Here is a 17,747-nt window from a genome sequence, read left to right on the forward strand (position 1 = left end):
AAAAAGGAGCAGCGGATTACGCAAATGCTCCTTTTTCTTTTATTATCAAACAGTCATCACAAGGAGAACACAAATGAAACCAAAGAAAAGGAAACTTCTAGATCTGCTGATGCTTTTCTTGCTTCTCTCAGGAATAGGGATACTAGCTTATCCATTTGTTAGCGACGCGCTGAATAATTATCTGGATCAGCAGATCATCTCTCATTATCAGCAACAAGCGGTCAAAGAAAATGAAGAAGTCATGGCTAAAATCCAAGAAAACATGACAAAGAAAAACCAGCAATTAGCAAAAGAAGGTGGAAATCCAGGTGCAGATCCCTTTACTAAGAAAAAAGAACCTGTGAAAAAGGATAGAACCTATTTTGAGAAACATACGATCGGTATTTTGACGATCCCCAAAATCAATGTCAACTTACCGATTTTTGATCAAACAACGATGAAACTATTGGAAAAAGGAGCTTGTCTGCTCGAGGGAACCTCATACCCTATTGGAGGCAAATCGACACATGCGGTACTTTCTAGCCATAGAGGCTTGTCGCAAGCAAAATTGTTTACAAATTTACCTCAATTAAAAATAAAAGATCACTTTTATATTGAAATTAACGGACAGTATCTTGCGTATCAAGTCGATCAAATCAAAACCGTAGAACCCACAGAAACAGAAGCGCTGCAAATCCAAGAAGATCAAGATCTAGTCACACTGGTTACTTGTACTCCGTATATGATCAACAGTCACCGTTTACTGGTGCGTGGACACAGAATCGTTGTTGAACCAGAAGAAATAAAGGAATCCTTAGAAAAAGTGAAACAGGCAAAGTGTACTGCATTTTTACTTGTAAGCGGTTTGATCGGTGTGCTCTTGTTGCTATTTTTAGTGATCCTAATAAAATTTTTAAAAAAGTAAGTATATAGTTTACGTAAACAGAATATCTTTTGTGTATAGTGGAATCTCACGAATGAAACGGAGTGTAATAAGATGGAGATAGAATTTAGACGAAAGCACGAATTCATCAATTAAGTATTAAATACAGTTACACATGGAATCGCAGCGTTATTAAATTTGCTTTTCTTCTACATTATTTCATAGTCTAATTTTTATAAAGGTAAAGAAAGTTTTCCAAGTATTCGATCATTGTTCGATCTATCTATCTCTTGATCACTGGTACGTATACACATTTTTGTCTCTTAATAGTACATGGAAAACGACTGATTTGATCTTGCTTAGTGTCATTTGAATACCATCAATAATTGGGAGTGTTTACAAATCTTTGACGTTAACAAAAAATAAATAAGGTGTCGAAAGTTTCAATGATCATTTACAATGTGATGTTCAATCATCGTTGTCTTATCTAATCTCTATCAAAATATTAATTTAACTGAATCACTAATCTTAGTTGTTGGAAGTAGCGCTGATGTTTTTAACTATCTATGTAAGTAATTGAGCGCTAAGAAATACGAATAAATTGGAGGTGTGACATAAGTTAGTTACACTCTATAAAAAATAAAGAGCACTCGAAAATGGCTTATTTTTTCGAGTGCTCCTTATTTTTTATATTTATCTTCAATGTTTCCAGTATCTATTTTTGTCAATCCCATTGCGCTTAAATCATATTTATTCTCTTGGACGACTAAATATAGGGAGAATTGATCTGAAGAGTTACACATGCTTCTTTTTTAGCGACTTATGTCACCGTTTCTTCTTTTTATAATATCTTTATGATAAAATCAACTTTATTTTCAGATTTAGATAATTCTTGCAAATATCTATTGTACTTAATCGATCAACTATCCATAACTTTATCTTTGAGTCGTAAATAAACATAAGATTATTGATATGGAAGAAATTCAAAAAGATATGAAACTAATCAGATAGGTAAGAAATATCTTAAGTTGTAATAAAGAGATACAATAACCCTTAATCAACAATTACTAAAGAGCTTAAAAAAATACGTGAATCATTTAGAAAAAAATCAATTATCTTCAATTATAGTAAATGAACTTAACTTCATAGCTGAAACAGAATAACTTGAATCCTCAAATAACTTCTCTACCTGCTGTTTTGGTTACGATATTGGCTACGTTCCCGATGATAATATCTGCTGCTATATACTGTCAGTCTATAGTAATTTGTTAAATGAAATATCTATACAAAGCTTATTCCTTTACTCTGATTCCCAAAAGAGTCATTGGAAGGGTCTGTGGGGTAATACTTAAATAAAGGCTAGGAACCTGATAACATCAAGGTTCCTAGCCTTTTTATAATAAAATGAAGCGAAAATAATTTCTTTTAAAGAGCCGAGATTATCAGCTATATAAGAGTGAATTTGATGCAAAAAACAGAGCCGAAACAGTCTTGGTGTTCGTAGCTCTGCTTATATGTTTCGAATTTAAGACAAAGAGTTGGCAAAAGATGTTGATAAGGAAGATAAGATAACTGTGTTATATAAACTAGGTAACTAACTGTAACAAGCTAATTTTAAGAGATTCTTATTAGAAGACGTTTAGGAATATAACTAAGAAAATGATTATACAGGTAATTGTCATTTCAATAATGTTTTCTAATTTTCGCGTCTTTGTTTTAAGAAAAAGGCCAGAATCAGTTGGAAAAAAGTTCGTACGATAGTGAAGAGGGGCAAAATTTCCTACTAATATTCCCACTAACAAGAGATAAAACGGCCAGGTTGGTGTGATTCCTCTATAAAAAAATGCCCATGCTACCGAAATCCCATAGATTAACAACTGAACAATTTTTACAATGAAAAAATTGTTCTGCCATTACTCAAAGTCTCTTCCTCCTTGTATCGTTTATTTGTTTCATTTTATCATTATGATAGGCGCTTGAACAATCCATTTTGTATTTTATTGAGTACTCTTGGATAAACTACCAGCGATTATCATATTTATTTATGTTACTGTAAGCCATCATATAAAAGTAAATGAGCAGATCATAGAAATATAAAAAAGAACTAAAATTGATCTAAATTATGTGCAGCTTGACTACGTACCAATCTATATTACTTACTAGATTGGTCGTTAATCTATTCGGATCGAATGAGCAAAATATTTTTGTGAATGTCCATCCTTGATTATGATTCCAAAAAGAATCATTGGGAGGCTGTGGCGTAAATATTATACTATAAGCCAGAAATACCTATCATTCTGAACTTTTTTATTTAGGAACTTTCATCTCAAGGCTTTTTCAATTAATTTGTACCCCTGTTTTTTGGATAAGATCATGTGCATTGATTTTTTCTATCTCTACGTTCATCTCCTACTTAATGCCTATCTGGCTCCTGAGGGCTTCTTTTTAAGGCGTCGTCATAGTCTTGGCTGAGGATTTCTTGGTAATCTGAGGGAATGGCTTCCCAAGTGAGCAGGCGAACGTTCATGACGTGTTTTCCTTTGTGTTTGATTACAGCATGGTTTTTCTCTTTTTCTACCTCTCCAGCGTGAAAAGACAGCCATGTACCATGGCCAAAGATATCATTACATACCCAACGTTCGATGGAATTGTCCACGTATCCTACAGGGAGTGTGGTATAGCCGATTTGTGGTTTCAAAAAAGGATTGAATCGATCGATCGTTTCATTTTTGTATTGATAATTGATAAGAAAAAGATAGACCAAACAAAAGACGAGCAGAAAGAAAGATAGTGTCTTTTTGAGTGAGAAGGGTTGTTTTGATGAATAAGATTTCTTGTTAACAAGAGGTTCATCTGGCAATGTTGGTTCTATTGATTCGGTAGCTGATTCAATAGAAGGAAAATCAATCGGCAGACCTAAAGTATGATGTAAAAGTGACAGCATTTCAAGGTCTGGCATTGTACGAGAATTTTCCCAACTAGAAATCGTTTTATCGGAAACACCAATTTTTTCGCCTAATTCTTTTTGCGTAAGCTTACAATTTCTGCGGTAAGTTCGTATTTTTTCTCCGATGTTCATCTTCTTCTCCTTTCGATTCTACAGTATATAGATTTATTCTACATGACCTATACACTTGATAGATACGTTTTTTTGATGAAAAACGGTATGATTTTATCAAAGAATCATTTAAGTAAGGGAGAGTGGTGATAATCAAAAAAAAGTTCACAGTTTTACTCACAATCATAGTGACCGGTATCATGAGTGGTTTTGCCTTGGTTAGTATAAATAAACAGGTACTCTATCGGACAAATGAATTTTTCCATCAAACAGATACTTATACTCCGATTCGATTGCCACAACATTTTATTGGGCAAGAAGAATATGAGCAGCTAATCATGGTATTTGAAAATGTCTCATCAGAAACTGAGCTTTCTTATATGAAAAAAACAGTAAATGAATCCAATGAAGTAGATACATCTTGGAACTTCAAGATACAGCCAAAGCTTGAAATGACATTGTATTATCAAGGGGATGTCAAATCTTCTCACGAGAAGGTACCCTATTCTAATACCTCCTTTCGCGTAACGTCCATTGAAGAATCGATCAAAATAAAAGATTTTGAAGGTGAATTTTTCTTGATGACGAGAGAAAAAGAAGCCTATGAACGGTTCATTTCACTATTCACTGATCGATTCAATCAAGCATTTCACACTGATTATGCCACTAATATTTTTGAAGACTTTGAAAATAGCTATTCGTATTCGGTTATTTCAAATACAGACGTATATAATTATCGAGTGTATTTAACTATTGGATTGATTCTTTTATTCCTTTTGTTATCATCCTTTTTCTTATTGATGAATAAAGAAATCAGTTTATTGTTGAATAATGACTTTTCATTACATCAAGTATTGTGGTGTTTATTGGGGAAAAAGAAAATCATTATTACATTCATAATTGCAGGAATCATTGGTGGTTTTATTTTTATGTATTATAAGGAGCAATTTCTTTATTTGTTCCAGATGTACGTTTTCTTGTTCAGCGGAATATATGGTATCTCTTTGATTTCTCTTTTATTAGTTGAAAAAATCGCTTCGTTAAGAGAAGCGTTCAACTATATCCAATACATTCTTTTTACATTTGGATTGTTGTTTTCTCTTCTTTTGACCGTTGCCAATGTCGAATTAGCAACTATCGTTTTTTCTTCTTCACAGTTAGCTGTTTCCCATGAACCACCAAAAGAAATCGCTGGTGAGGACTATCATGTATTTTATCCAGTAACCATCGGGAAAAACCACGTGGATTTTATTTATTCCAATCGTTTTGCATCAGCAGCAGATCAGGAATTATATGAAACTTTGAATAAAAACGAAAGTATATTAGTCAATGTATCAGATTACTTGAATGAAGAAAATGAACAGTTTGGCAGAGGGATAAAAATAAATCTGAATTATCTTAAGAAATTTCCTTTGATTGATGTCTCTGGAAGGTTGATCCAAATAACCGAAAAAGAAACGCACCCTGTTATATTGATCCCTGAACGATATAGACATACAGATTTAAAAAATGACCTGGCGCAAATAACAGAATATTATCAAGAAATCAGTGAAAAAGAACCGAAATTTCTATTTATAAAAAACAATCAACCCATTTATACATTTATTCCTTCTATCCCCTGGATCGAACATTATCCGGTTGTTGAAATACTGACATTGAAAAACAGTACGTATTTGGAAAGAAATATTCTCAGCGGAGAAATCTATCCACCGTTAAAGATCAAGATAGGCTCTTTGTCGAAAGAAAGGTTATTTGAGCTGATTGAAGAAAGTCAGTTACGTGATAACTTGCAGTTATCATTTCCGTATACTCAGACTGAAGAGATAGCTGTCAAAGTGTTAAGCAGATCATTTCATTACTTGATACAGATATTTTTACTCACTTTCTTTTCTTTCTTCTTGTTGAGCTATGTCATGTTATGCATATATTTTGTCTACAATTGTCGGAAAATCGCTATCTTTCGTTCAAGTGGTTATTCGCTCTTTGAAACGTATAAAGATTTCTTCATGATGAACCTCATCAAATGGGGAACGACAAGTGTAATCTTCCTTTTTCTTATAGAAAGAGAGCCTAAATATCTTTTTAATATTTTTTTCTTTAGCTTCATTGATTTTATTCTTTCAGTTGTTTTTATTTTGTCTACAGAAAAGAAAAGTCAGTTATTGCTGATGAATGGAGGTTAACAATTGGAGCCGTTGATAGTGATAAAAGGTGCGAAAAAAATCATTCGAAACAAAACGATTCTTCATTTGGATCGTTTCACTGCGGATGCTGGGGATCTTGTGACTGTTGTTGGAGAAAGTGGAGCAGGTAAAAGTACGTTATTGAATATATTAGGATTGAATGATCAGTTCAGTTCAGGACAATTCTATTTGTTCGATCAAGAGACGAAACAATTAACTGGGAGAGAGAAGCGCTTGATAAAAAGAAATACCATATCTTTTCTTTTTCAAGATTTTGGGTTGATTGAATATGAAACAATCGATTTTAATTTAGATATTGGATTGAAGTTTTCGAATTTAAATGTTTCAGATAAGCGAACAGCAAAGTATGAGGCATTGAAAAAAGTAAATATAAACAAGAAGCTAAGTACGCCTATCTACACATTATCTGGTGGTGAGAAGCAAAGAATCGCCTGTGCGAGAGTCTTATTGAAGAATAGCAAAATCATTTTAGCCGATGAACCGACTGGGTCATTGGATAAAAGAAATAAGGATAAAGTAGTTGAAATCTTATCGCAACAAGCTTCCCAAGGTACGTTAGTTATCGTAGTCACGCATGATCCATATCTGACCAAAATAGGAAACAAGAAGATCATGCTTTAAAAATCAAAAAGGAAAGGATGTCGTTTTATGAAAAAAGCAGTTATTATTTGTGCACTAGGGATAGGTTTTGTTGGAGGAAACGCTATGTCATCTGAAGTGGAAGCAAATTCAGTTCACGGTGAAATCTATTACAAATCTTTAAAGCCAGGAGAGATTCATTTTGATGCTAAAGGTAATATTATTAAGTCAAATTTACCAGTAGACCGGGAAATTTCTAGAACAGCAATTAATCATAGCTCTGGAAGATGGGTTTATTATAGTGATACAACTTGTACGAGAAAAACAGGTCATTCTAACCACTATAGTCGTGTCTATAATCGTCACGGTGCAAAAGCGAAAGTTGGAAACTCTATTCGATCAGCAAATGCAACAAAAGGAGTATGGGCCTATGCAAGTGCGACAGGAAATAGAACTGACACATTCTCATGTTGGTACAATCCAACCGGTTGGTATTAAGTATCCAAAAGTTTATATAAAATAGAAAAAACATATAATGAAACAGCGTTAAAAGTTATTTTTGGTAGTTTTAATATATTCATTTTTAGTTGTATAAAAATATATCATAATAAAAACAACAAAAAAATGTCTGGAAAATCGAACATAAAAGTGTCTGATTTGAATATCCCAGCAGCGGAAGAAGAAAAACAAAATCGATAACATTTGTTCTAAGAATTAGTTACGTTAAATACGGAACGCAAGATAGACTTGAAAAACGGTAACAAAAGAAGTAGTATATTAAGGTGTGATGTGCTACTTGACATTTATTCTGCTGAGCGAACTTTCTGGATTGTGTAGCCTTATATCTATTCAGGACGTATCGAGCAGATTAGTAAAGGTGTTCTTGATGATTTTCATCTTGAACACCTTTGTTTTTAGCAATTCGCAAAAAACGAAAAGTAGGAGAATTGATAAATGAAAAAAAGATTTTTAGCACTTGCCATCGTACTAGGCACTGGCTTATTGTCAGGCTGTACGAATGCCGGTGAAAAAACAGCCGTTAGTTATAAAGGCGGTACAATCAGCGAACAAGAAGTAATGGATAGCTTGAAAAAAATGCAAGGAGCAGATTCCGCTGTGCAACAGTTGATCGTTTATCAAGTATTTGAAGATAAATATGGAGATGACGTATCAACCAAAGAAATCGATTCTCAATATGATCAAACAAAGAAACAATTGGGTGATTCATTTGATTCACAATTGAAATCTGCAGGTTACACAGAACAAACATTCAAAGACAGTATCAAACAAAGTCTAGCCTTTCAAGAAGGTCTAAAGAAACATATCAAATTGACCGATGAAGATTTAAAAACGGCTTGGGAATCTTTCCATCCAGAAGTGGAAGCTCAAATTATCCAAGTAGCAAGTGAAGATGATGCAAAAGATGTGAAGAAAGCTGCTGATAAGGGAGACGATTTCTCTAAATTAGCCAAAGACAAGTCAACTGATACTACGACAAAAGAAGATGGCGGAAAAGTGAAATTTGATTCCACTACTACAACGGTTCCGGCAGAAGTCAAAGAAGCAGCCTTTAAGTTGAAAGATGGTCAAGTTTCTGATGTGATCACTTCTACCAATGCTTCAACTTATACTACGGAATATTATGTGGTTAAAATGGTGAAAAACCAAAACAAAGGCAACGACATGGATAAATACAAAAAAGAATTGAAAGAAATTGCAACAGACACAAAATTAAGTGACAGTACCTTCCAGAATAAAGTAATTGGCGAAGTATTGAAAGACGCTAATGTAAAAATCAAAGACAAAGACTTTGAAAATGTTTTGAGTACATTCACTTCAGATTCTAGTACAGCAAGTAGTAAATAAGCGGTATAAATAAAAAATATGAACTATTTAAATCAATAAAACTGTTCATCTAAATCTTTTTATTAGAACTAAATCAACAGTAGTTTAATTACTACTTGATTTAGTTCTTTTTATTTTAAAAATTTTTTTTACTTAGAATCCAGCGACCCTAGATATTTTTCTGTATAATCTTAAATAAAGAAAACAATATCAAAAAATGCACGTAGAAGTAGATAAATGGAGTGGTTTTGCAAATTTCTTTTATTTCTAGAAGTTATTCACGTATACGGATTTGTTTTTCTCACAAATAAAAAGGCAGGAAGTACAATGGATCATTTGTATATAAAATATATTCATCAATTTTCCGTTTTGGTGTTAGGCACACTAATTATAGCGGGGATTGTCGCATTTATTATTCAAGGCCGTGACATATTAACAGTACATCAAGAGTTTTTCAGTTATGCATTTGGTATTCCTCTGATCGCTATAAGGTCTGATAACAAAAAGTGGAAGAAACGCTATTACATTCTCTTGCTATTTTTGTGTTTTTATCTGCCACCTAAGATTTTTACTTTATTAGGTATACAATGCCTATCATTTTCTTTTATTTCCTATATCATTGTTTTAATTTTCCTCAGTTTCATAGTATGGATGTTTTATCTTGTCAAAAAATAAATGAATGTTTCATGAACAGTACTTCATCACAGCCTAATTTTTTTCTTTATGCTATCGTTATATTAAAGAAATCAATCAGAAGGGAAAGAAAGTGATGAAAAAAGTTTTATTAGTGGTAAACCCCAGTTCAGGCGGTGAACAAGCAAAGGAATTTGAGCAATTAGCGATAGCAAAATTGGAATCGGTGTTTGATGAAGTGGTCGTCTTGCATACAAAAAAAGCAGGGGATGCAAAAAACTTTACTCGCGAAGCGGCTACGGAAGGGTATCATAGTGTGTTTGTCATGGGCGGAGATGGAACAGTCAACGAAGGAATCAGTGGAATCGCTGAACAAGAACATCGGCCAAATTTCGGATTTTTCCCATTGGGTACGGTGAATGACTTGGCTCGAGCATTAGGGATACCGCTAGAACCTGAGGAAGCGATCAATCATTTTTCGATTGAATCAGTCAAGCCATTGGATATTGGAAAAATAAATGACGACTATTTTATGAATGTCGTCGCAATTGGCTCTATCCCTGAAGCAATCAATGATGTAGATGCGGAGAAGAAGACGAAATTTGGAAAACTAGCTTATTTCATGTCAGGAATCAAACAGTTAGCTTCCACACAATCCTACTCGTTTCACGTAGAAGTTGATGGAAAGAAGGAAGAAATTGAGAGCAGTACCTTGCTGATAGGACTAACTAACTCAGTCGGCGGTTTTGAAACATTACTTCCAAATGCAAAAGTGGATGATGGTAAGCTCCATTTGGTTTATTTAAAAGATTCTTCTTTGATCGATACGCTTAAAACATTGCCAGACCTATTAAAAGGAGTAGATGAATCTACGAAAAATCTAGCCTACCTTACTTGTGAGCAATTAGTTGTGTCATTAGCTGATGAGGAAGAATTGACGACGAATGTTGATGGAGATGAAGGGGATAAATTACCTGTGACAATCAAAGTATTGCCCTCACATTTACAGGTTTATTGTTAAAATGGAGGTTGTGACCGAGGAGTTGGCGGGAGAACACCGCTTGTTCGGGATAAGGGACTGTGACAAGACTTTTGTCACAGCCTTTTTTTTGTACAAAAAAGAAATTTACACCTAATAGAAAAATTTTTCCATAAAAATACATATTTTAAATATGAAAGTACAATTGGAAATAGATTAAAACGATAAAATAAAATTGTCAAAACGTCAGAGAGGATGGTGGAGAATGAATCAATGTGTAAAAAAGCTGATTGCGTCGATTTTGTTTGTCTTCCCTCTCTTGATGGTGACATCCGTTTTTGCCGATGTAGAGAAAACAAACGAATCAACGCAATCAGAGAATCAAAGTTTTGACAAGACTACTTTTTCAGAAGAATCGATTACTTCTGAAACTACAGAATCTCAAAGTGAGGCTTCTACTAATAAAAGGCAAGAAGAAAATAAGACAAGTGAGACCTCAGAAGTAGCTGAACAAACGTCTGATAGCAGTGAAGCGGCACTGGCAAGAGCTGTTTCAGCGGATGGGTACAGCGAAGCTGCCACAACAGAAGAACTGGCGCAGCTTCTCGCAGACGAATCAGTAACTAAGATCCGACTGATTCAGCCTTTGACTTTAGACAGGGAATTAGAGATCAAACGAGATATCGTTATTGATTTTGGTGGATTCGCTCACAATTTCGGCACACACCATATTTATATCAATGAGATACCTCAGTCGATCGAGTTCCAGAATTTTAAAGGAACAGCTGCACATCCAGGTGGATTGACACCAAATATCGATGGAAATGCCATTATCATTGCTTATATGACCGATTTTTGGGGAAGCAGATATCATTTTACGGGAGAAATAAAATTTACCGGGACACTTGATTTGTATGATGGGTCCAAATTAGGACTGATTTACGCTCCTCGTGCAACTGTCACATTAGATGGTGTTTCCGGTGTGTTGGATGTCCAACCAGTGAAGGAAGGACTGAATGCCGCTCCGGGTAAAGCCTATTTTTGTAGAAGCTATCAATTGAATGTGATCAATGGTAGTCAACTTTATGGACCGTATCTAGGGAAATTCTACGGTTTTCTAGATTCAGGAGATGAGACTGGTAGTGGAAAAACAGCGCCAGGAATCCATATCTTAAGCGGTTCAAAGGTCTCTCTTGATTATGATCGGGCAGATGGCGTTAGCGATGAAGGAGAGGCAGTCGATACGCTACCTGGTAATGTCATGTTTGAAGTCAGTGGTTCGGGAAGCGAATTTTCGGTAAATACAAAGATCAATATTACCAATGACAACAATCGCGGAATCATCCAAATGAGAGGTTCAGGATCGAAAGTCACTGTATCGAATGGTGGGAAAATCACCATCAATACAGCAACTACGGGCGGATTTCGCTTGCAAGGAGATTCTAGTCAAATCCATGTATCAAGTGGTGGACAAATCTCGGTCAAAATGGCTGGAGATGACGATCAACCCGGGAACAATGGGATGCGTTTTGTAGGAAAAGGCCTTTCTTTGATCGTAGAAGGAGCCGGATCAGTTATCGACATCGATAAGCAGAGTGGGCGTTCCAGCGCAGTTCGTTTTGAGAATGGTACGCAAAAGCTGACAGTAACCAATGGAGGCTCATTGAGGGTAAGAAATACAGGTGATGGCAAATCTTACGTGAACAGACTCAATCAAGGAAATCAAGCGATCCAATTTTATGACGCTTCTGGTTTTCTAGAAAGTCCAGGTTCAGCTGATTTTACAGTCACTGGAGAAAAATCAAATATCGATATACGCGCAGATTCCGGAGCAACTGTAGATACAACTGGAGATATTGATTTAAATTTTACGGCAGGTGAAAAAACTTATTTAGTCATGGTCGGGAAAACAGGGGAAGATAAGACCGGCATCATCAGTGGGGATGTGTTGAATGTGGACTTAGAATCTCCTACCTATTTTGATTTCCAAAACAAACGGATTGGAAGCGAGACCAATGGCATAGGCGGCTGGGTATTCCAAGGAAATGGAGATTCTTCTTTAAAGATCGCCCATTCAGAAATCGCTTTATGGCGAAAAACAGGCGCAACATTCGATAACTTTGAAAAAGACCCGGATTATTTTTCTGATATGACAGACTTATCGATCAATGGGACCGACTTAGGCAATTTCGTATCAAGCCCTAGTGCAGGTTTAACAAATGAATTTGCTCAGACAGGTGCCGGAATGAAAAATTATAATCGAATCAGTGCCAATAATCAGCTCCCGATGATTGAATCCTTAAGAGTGCCAACGAATGCAGATAAAAAAATCTATGGGCATGTCGTTGTTCCCGAAGGTGTCGAGGCAAAGCCAAGAGATGCTTGGACAGGCGAAGTAGAAGTGACTTTACGTATTACTTACGCAGATACGACGAAATCATCTGTAGAAATTACTGCTCTCACGCAAGGACAAACAGATGAAAATGAAGGGGCAGGATATAACCCATGGGGAGAAGGCGAACAAGGCGGCTTGTTCGAAGTTCAAGTACCCAATGATGAGAGATTAAAAACGGAGGATCAAGTGCAAGTTGTTGCTGCTAAAAAAGTAAGAGGTGGCCAAGAAGTGACAGAACTGGACTCTGCCAAAACGACAGTCGATGTGATTCCTCCTGAACCTGCTAATTTAAGTACCACATTGATCAATGCAGCTTCTCGCACGATCACAGGTACAGGTGAAGCAGGAGCCTTGGTTTCATTGAAAAAAAATCAAGCTGTTTTGTCAGAAACAACTATTGATGATACAGGGGAATTTGTTCTTTCTATCCCAGAAAATCAACTTTTTGCAGGAGATGTATTAGAAATTGTATTAAACGACCAAGCAGGAGAAGCTACTGCTAAGGGTGTGCAGAACAAGCCAAGTACCAACGATGAAATTGGGAATCACAATCCAAGTGATACGCCAGTTGTTTATCATGATGCCCCGCCTTTTGCACCTGCTACGAAGATCGTAGTAGAAGGTGGTCTCTCATTTCTTGCCCCTTCCAAACTCGATTTTGGTCAGATCAAAGCAACTGGTTTGACACAAGAAGCATTTGGCCAAATGGATATACAGGAAAAATTATGGATTTATGATCAGCGAGAAACGAAAAATCCGTGGATCTTAACGATAAAATTATCTCAGCCTTTCACAAATGATGCAGGATTTTCTATGCAGGATGTCCTATATTTCAAGAAAGGAGAGGAGTATCAATTAGTGAATGAAGAAGAACTGGAAATTGTCAGAGGACAAAATTCAACGAATGTGCAAGCAGATTATTCAGAATATTTAAATAACGGTCGGGCGTTTAAACTTGTCTTAACCAAAGAAAATCAGATAGCTGGTAATTACTCAGCAGAGATAACATGGACATTAGCAGATGCGCCGACAGAATAAAGATCAAGGAGGATGATTGATGAATCGAATATGGAATAAAAGTCATCGAAACAACTGCTCTTTACTTATGATCCTTCTCCTTGGATTCATCCTTTGGCAGACACCTGTCCATGCCTCCGAATTCAATTTTGCGGTAGATTTTGAATTACCGGCTAATCAGATTGATAAGAACAAAACATATATAAATGTAAGGATGGAGCCTGGGAAAACACAGGAAATCCCCTACACGGTCTTTAACCGAACAGATAAATCAGTAACAGTTGAGACATTGATCCACTCCGCTACGACGAATTCAAACGGTGTGATCGAATATGGAGAATCAAAAAGTAAATTTGATGAAACATTAAGTTATGATATGAAAAACTTAGCAAAAACAGTGGGAGAAATAACTGTTCCTCCTCAAAGTGCGGTCACTGAGACACTTTCACTGAAAGCGCCAGAAAAAGAGCTGGCTGGTGTGGTCGCAGGAGGGATCACGTTTCAAGAAAAAAAAGAGAACGTTTCTAACAAAAGTACAGTTGGTGTCGTCAATCAGTTTTCTCAAGTGAAAGCAATCTTGATTTGAAATAGCGAAAAAGAGTCTTCCCCAGATTTGAAATTAAAAAAAGCTTATGCGGATCAAAGCGATGGAAGAAATGTGATTAAGGCGAATCTTCAAAATCCAAATGCTTCTTATATGTTCGGCTTGACTACATCGGTTGAAATCTACAAAAAAGAAACAAAAGAGCCTTACCTTTCAATAAAAAAAGAAAAAATAGATGTAGCACCCAATACAAATTTTGATTTACTTGTCCCATTAGAAGGAAAAAAATTAGCTCCGGGACATTATCAAGCGGTTGTGAAGGGTGCTTGGAAAGAAAAACGCTGGAATCTCCATACCGATTTTGAAATAACTGATGATGCAGCGGACCAATTGAATGAAAAGGATATTGATTTAAAAAATCAGCCAGAAACATTTGACTGGCGATGGCTGATACTTGTTGGAGTCATTCTTATTGGCTTATTTGCTGGATTATTTATTTTAAAAGAAAGAAGGAAAAAGAAATGAAAAAAACAATTGCATTAAGTACCGTTCTAGCTGGAAGTCTATTATTATGTACACAAAGTGTTTTTGCTGAGAATAAGAGCTCAGCCACTACAGAAGGAACGATTTCTGTGACCAAACCAGATGCTGCAAATCCTGAAGACGTTGTTCCAGTTCCTCCTGTTGATCCAAATGATCCTGATACTCCTTTTACACCTGACGAACCAAATCAGGGAACATCCGGATTACTGACGATTGACCAAGCTCCAGATCTTGATTTTGGAACAATCAAGTTAGGTACAGCAAAAACAGTATATGCTGCATTACAAAGCGGAACGGACAGTACTGGAGCACAAACACAAGTACAGAATTTCGTACAAGTAACGGATAAAAGCGGAAATTATGCCGGTTGGAAATTATCAGTCAAACGAACAGAATTTATTGGTACAACATCTGATACGAATAAACTAACTGGTTCAAAGGTGAAATTCAAAAACGCCGTGATTCGAAATAGCGCAACTAATAGCAGTGGAATGCCATCTACCGTTTCTGGAACTGGCGCTGAAGGAATCGAAATCCCAGCAGATCAGGCAGTAGATCTAGTAACTGCAGGAGCAAATGAAGGGATTGGCACATGGATTTATTCATTAGGAGAGAATGTGGAACAAGGGAGACAATCAGTGGAATTATTTGTTCCTGTATCCAATTATGCTGTAGACAACTACGTTTCAACATTCACATGGTCGTTAACAGATGCTCCTACAGAAGAGGAAGCGTAAAATCATATCAACGATTTCAGGGAGTGGAGCCGATTCAAGGCCCACTCCCTGAAATCTGCTATGCTTACGTCTCAGCTCTTATTCATCAACTCGAAGCAGTTTTTTGGAAGTCATGGAAACGTTCCTTTGTCTTTTCAAAGATCTTTCGACCAACGAGTAAGGAGTCACCGTTGAAAAATTCTAACACATAATGAGCAGAATCAATTTTCTGCAATTGCGATAAGTTGATACAGTAAGATTTTAAAAGTAAAAAGTAAGCATACTTTTCTAACTCTGTCTTCAATTGTTTTAAAGAAGTATTCACTAATTTATCTTCTGTAGTTGTTTTGACCATAACTTGGTTTTTCAAACCTTTGATACTTTCAATATATAAAATTTCCCGAGGATACAGGACGAGACTTCCACCTTTTTGATCAATAAAGATTTTATCGACATTTACGATCTGCTGTTCTTTCCAATTGATCTGTTCTAGCACTTGACGAATTTGTTCAGATAAATTCCTGTCTTTTCTGATATATCCAATCGGAAGGATTTTCCGATTGATGATCTCTACTGCAAAATTCGTATAAGCGGTGAAAAAAACAATATTACTATGTGCATTTTTTTTACGTATTTGTTCGGCGACATCAATACCTGTGAGTGATTGCTTCAAGTCGATATCGATAAAGAAAACATCGTGATTATCAATAGTGCCCAACTGGATCAACTGATTGATTTGAGAGACAGAAGTGAGCTGCACGATATTCTCGATATGATGATTGACCAATTCTTTGATGATCCATTCGCTGTGAAACTGGTTATCTTCTATGATAAAATACTTTTTCATATGCAGGCTCCTATCAAAAAAATATGTGTACATTTTGAAACAAAACAATGGAGGAATAAGATGGTCGCAACAGTGACACTTTATTTGACCTTTACTTTGATTTTAGATTTAGGTATCTATTTATTCTTTTCGAAACAACTGCTAGTAAAAAACAGCTTTGGTTGTATAGCTTTGATGGTGGTGACACTTTTACTTCCTATCCCTAAAGTGAGTTTTCCTTACCTAGTTGGCTTATTATTGATGTTTCTTTTTTATTTTACTACGAAAAACCTGTTTATCAGCTGTTTGATCAGTAATCTTTTTTTTGCTATCACTGGACTCAGCTTTTTTCTGGTTTTTGATCTGATGGATTATTTAGGAAAGAGACATCTTGGAACAGCAAGTTTTTTTGCACTACTTATCGCATTTATTTTCTATCTATTAGTAAAAAGTATAGACAAACAGACGAGATTTCTCAACTTGCTTTTTACTTATCCAACTGAACACTATTTTGGAGGTATTTGTATTTTATTAAGTTGGGGCGTGATTTACTTGGTATTGGGAAGTGTTCACTTCCGCTCATCTAATTATCTGCTTCTATCTCTTTTGTCGATAGTCATCAGTTTTTTTCTTTGTTTTTTTCCATTATGTTGATCAGTTTCCAAGTAAAAGAAAGACAACATCAGGAATCGCTTCAACTGTATCAAATAAATGAAGAATATTACCATCATCTAGAGGAATTCAAACATGATTATAAAAGTCTACTGTTTTCATTAAAAATTACTCTTCAAGAAAATAAAAAAGAAACGTTGGAATTTTTAAAAATCTTAGAAGATCATTCTGCAGCTATTTTTGAAAAACCGCAAATACAACAGCTAACAAATATTGTATCCCCAGCTGTCAGGGGTGTCTTTTTAAAATTTCTAGAAAAAGCAGAATCGGAGAAAATCCCGATCCAAGTAGTTATTCCTGTCGAAGTGAAAACAATCCCGATTGATCTGGTTGTTTTTATTCGCTGTTTATCTATTTTTATTTCTAACGCATTCGATCATCGTGTAGCCGATCAGAGTCCGATTACGATCAATCTGCTGGAAGAAAAAGAGGGATTACGTTTTAGTATAGCGAACAAGGCAAATCCAACGAATTTGACGCTATCGGAGATGGTCAAAAGAGGAAAAACCTCTAAAAAAAATGGCGGGTTAGGTCTATACAGTGCGAAAAAAATGCTGGATGTTTACGAAAATGCAGAACTAAAAATCGATTTTTCAAAGCAGAATCACTGTTTCTTTGTAGAAATGTATCTGGCATCTAGAAAGAGCAAATCAGCCTACTGACTTACTGTCAAAGGATAAGCTTGAGGAAAGTCTACACGGAGATAGAGACAACAACACAGCATATTCAAAAGAAACAGAAGCGTGATGACCGTTGTCACCCTTCTGTTTGTTTTGCTATGTAGTTAAACAAAGTAGTTGACACTTCCGCTACTTAGTATTAGTACGAAAGTATACTTCATGATACTAAGTAGATAAGAAGTGAAAAGCGGAAC

The 17,747-nt window shown here is 35.7% G+C and carries 12 protein-coding genes and 2 pseudogenes; 12 read left to right on the plus strand and 2 right to left on the minus strand.

Annotated features, from left to right (window positions below):
• The first annotated feature begins 73 nt into the window (after positions 1-73).
• Positions 74-904 carry a class C sortase gene (locus IGL15_RS02730; protein WP_002333168.1) on the plus strand — a complete coding sequence of 277 codons (831 nt, stop codon included), beginning with the start codon at positions 74-76 and terminating at the stop codon, positions 902-904.
• Positions 905-3,275: 2,371 nt separating this feature from the next.
• On the opposite strand, the gene IGL15_RS02735 is transcribed toward IGL15_RS02730, so the two are convergent.
• The gene (locus IGL15_RS02735) at positions 3,276-3,941 is read right to left on the minus strand and encodes a helix-turn-helix domain-containing protein (RefSeq protein ID WP_002300116.1); all 666 of its coding nucleotides are present in this window, start codon (positions 3,939-3,941) and stop codon (positions 3,276-3,278) included.
• A 125-nt stretch (positions 3,942-4,066) separates the two neighbouring features.
• Between IGL15_RS02735 and IGL15_RS02740 the strand changes: the two genes are divergently transcribed.
• The 10 genes and pseudogenes from IGL15_RS02740 to IGL15_RS02785 all read left to right on the plus strand — a co-directional run bounded on the left by IGL15_RS02740 (position 4,067) and on the right by IGL15_RS02785 (position 15,396).
• Positions 4,067-6,103 (plus strand): DUF1430 domain-containing protein, encoded by a 2,037-nt coding sequence (locus IGL15_RS02740; protein WP_104765551.1) that lies wholly within the window; start codon positions 4,067-4,069, stop codon positions 6,101-6,103.
• 3 nt (positions 6,104-6,106) lie between these two features.
• Positions 6,107-6,745, plus strand: coding sequence for an ABC transporter ATP-binding protein (locus tag IGL15_RS02745; protein WP_002291166.1), 639 nt, complete (start codon positions 6,107-6,109; stop codon positions 6,743-6,745).
• Positions 6,746-6,772: 27 nt separating this feature from the next.
• Positions 6,773-7,201 (plus strand): hypothetical protein, encoded by a 429-nt coding sequence (locus IGL15_RS02750; RefSeq protein ID WP_002288545.1) that lies wholly within the window; start codon positions 6,773-6,775, stop codon positions 7,199-7,201.
• Positions 7,202-7,657: 456 nt separating this feature from the next.
• The gene (locus IGL15_RS02755; protein ID WP_002288548.1) at positions 7,658-8,569 is read left to right on the plus strand and encodes a peptidylprolyl isomerase; all 912 of its coding nucleotides are present in this window, start codon (positions 7,658-7,660) and stop codon (positions 8,567-8,569) included.
• Positions 8,570-8,785: 216 nt separating this feature from the next.
• Positions 8,786-9,223: a hypothetical protein gene (locus IGL15_RS02760; RefSeq protein WP_002321907.1), complete on the plus strand. Its 438-nt coding sequence runs from the start codon at positions 8,786-8,788 to the stop codon at positions 9,221-9,223.
• A gap of 94 nt (positions 9,224-9,317) precedes the next feature.
• Entirely contained in the window at positions 9,318-10,202 is an 885-nt protein-coding gene (locus tag IGL15_RS02765; RefSeq protein ID WP_002291161.1) for a diacylglycerol/lipid kinase family protein, read from the plus strand.
• Between the two features lie 223 nt (positions 10,203-10,425).
• A complete protein-coding gene (locus IGL15_RS02770; protein WP_002296199.1) occupies positions 10,426-13,593 on the plus strand; it encodes an Ig-like domain-containing protein in 3,168 nt (1,055 codons plus the stop codon).
• 67 nt (positions 13,594-13,660) lie between these two features.
• Complete coding sequence (locus IGL15_RS02775; RefSeq protein ID WP_002321906.1) at positions 13,661-14,158, plus strand: DUF916 domain-containing protein; 498 nt, start codon at positions 13,661-13,663, stop codon at positions 14,156-14,158.
• Positions 14,159-14,176: 18 nt separating this feature from the next.
• Positions 14,177-14,641: pseudogene (locus IGL15_RS02780) on the plus strand (DUF3324 domain-containing protein); the annotation flags it as partial.
• A complete protein-coding gene (locus IGL15_RS02785) occupies positions 14,638-15,396 on the plus strand; it encodes a WxL domain-containing protein (RefSeq protein WP_002288559.1) in 759 nt (252 codons plus the stop codon). The pseudogene IGL15_RS02780 and the gene IGL15_RS02785, both read left to right, overlap by 4 nt.
• Positions 15,397-15,481: 85 nt before the next feature.
• Here IGL15_RS02785 and IGL15_RS02790 read toward each other — a convergent pair whose 3' ends face one another.
• The gene (locus IGL15_RS02790) at positions 15,482-16,222 is read right to left on the minus strand and encodes a LytR/AlgR family response regulator transcription factor (protein WP_002291154.1); all 741 of its coding nucleotides are present in this window, start codon (positions 16,220-16,222) and stop codon (positions 15,482-15,484) included.
• 60 nt (positions 16,223-16,282) lie between these two features.
• Here IGL15_RS02790 and IGL15_RS02795 point away from each other — a divergent pair.
• Positions 16,283-17,535 (plus strand): annotated as a pseudogene (locus IGL15_RS02795) (GHKL domain-containing protein).
• Positions 17,536-17,747: the final 212 nt, after the last annotated feature.

The sequence above is a fragment of the Enterococcus sp. DIV0436a genome, from assembly GCF_051711605.1.
GTDB lineage: Bacteria > Bacillota > Bacilli > Lactobacillales > Enterococcaceae > Enterococcus_B > Enterococcus_B faecium.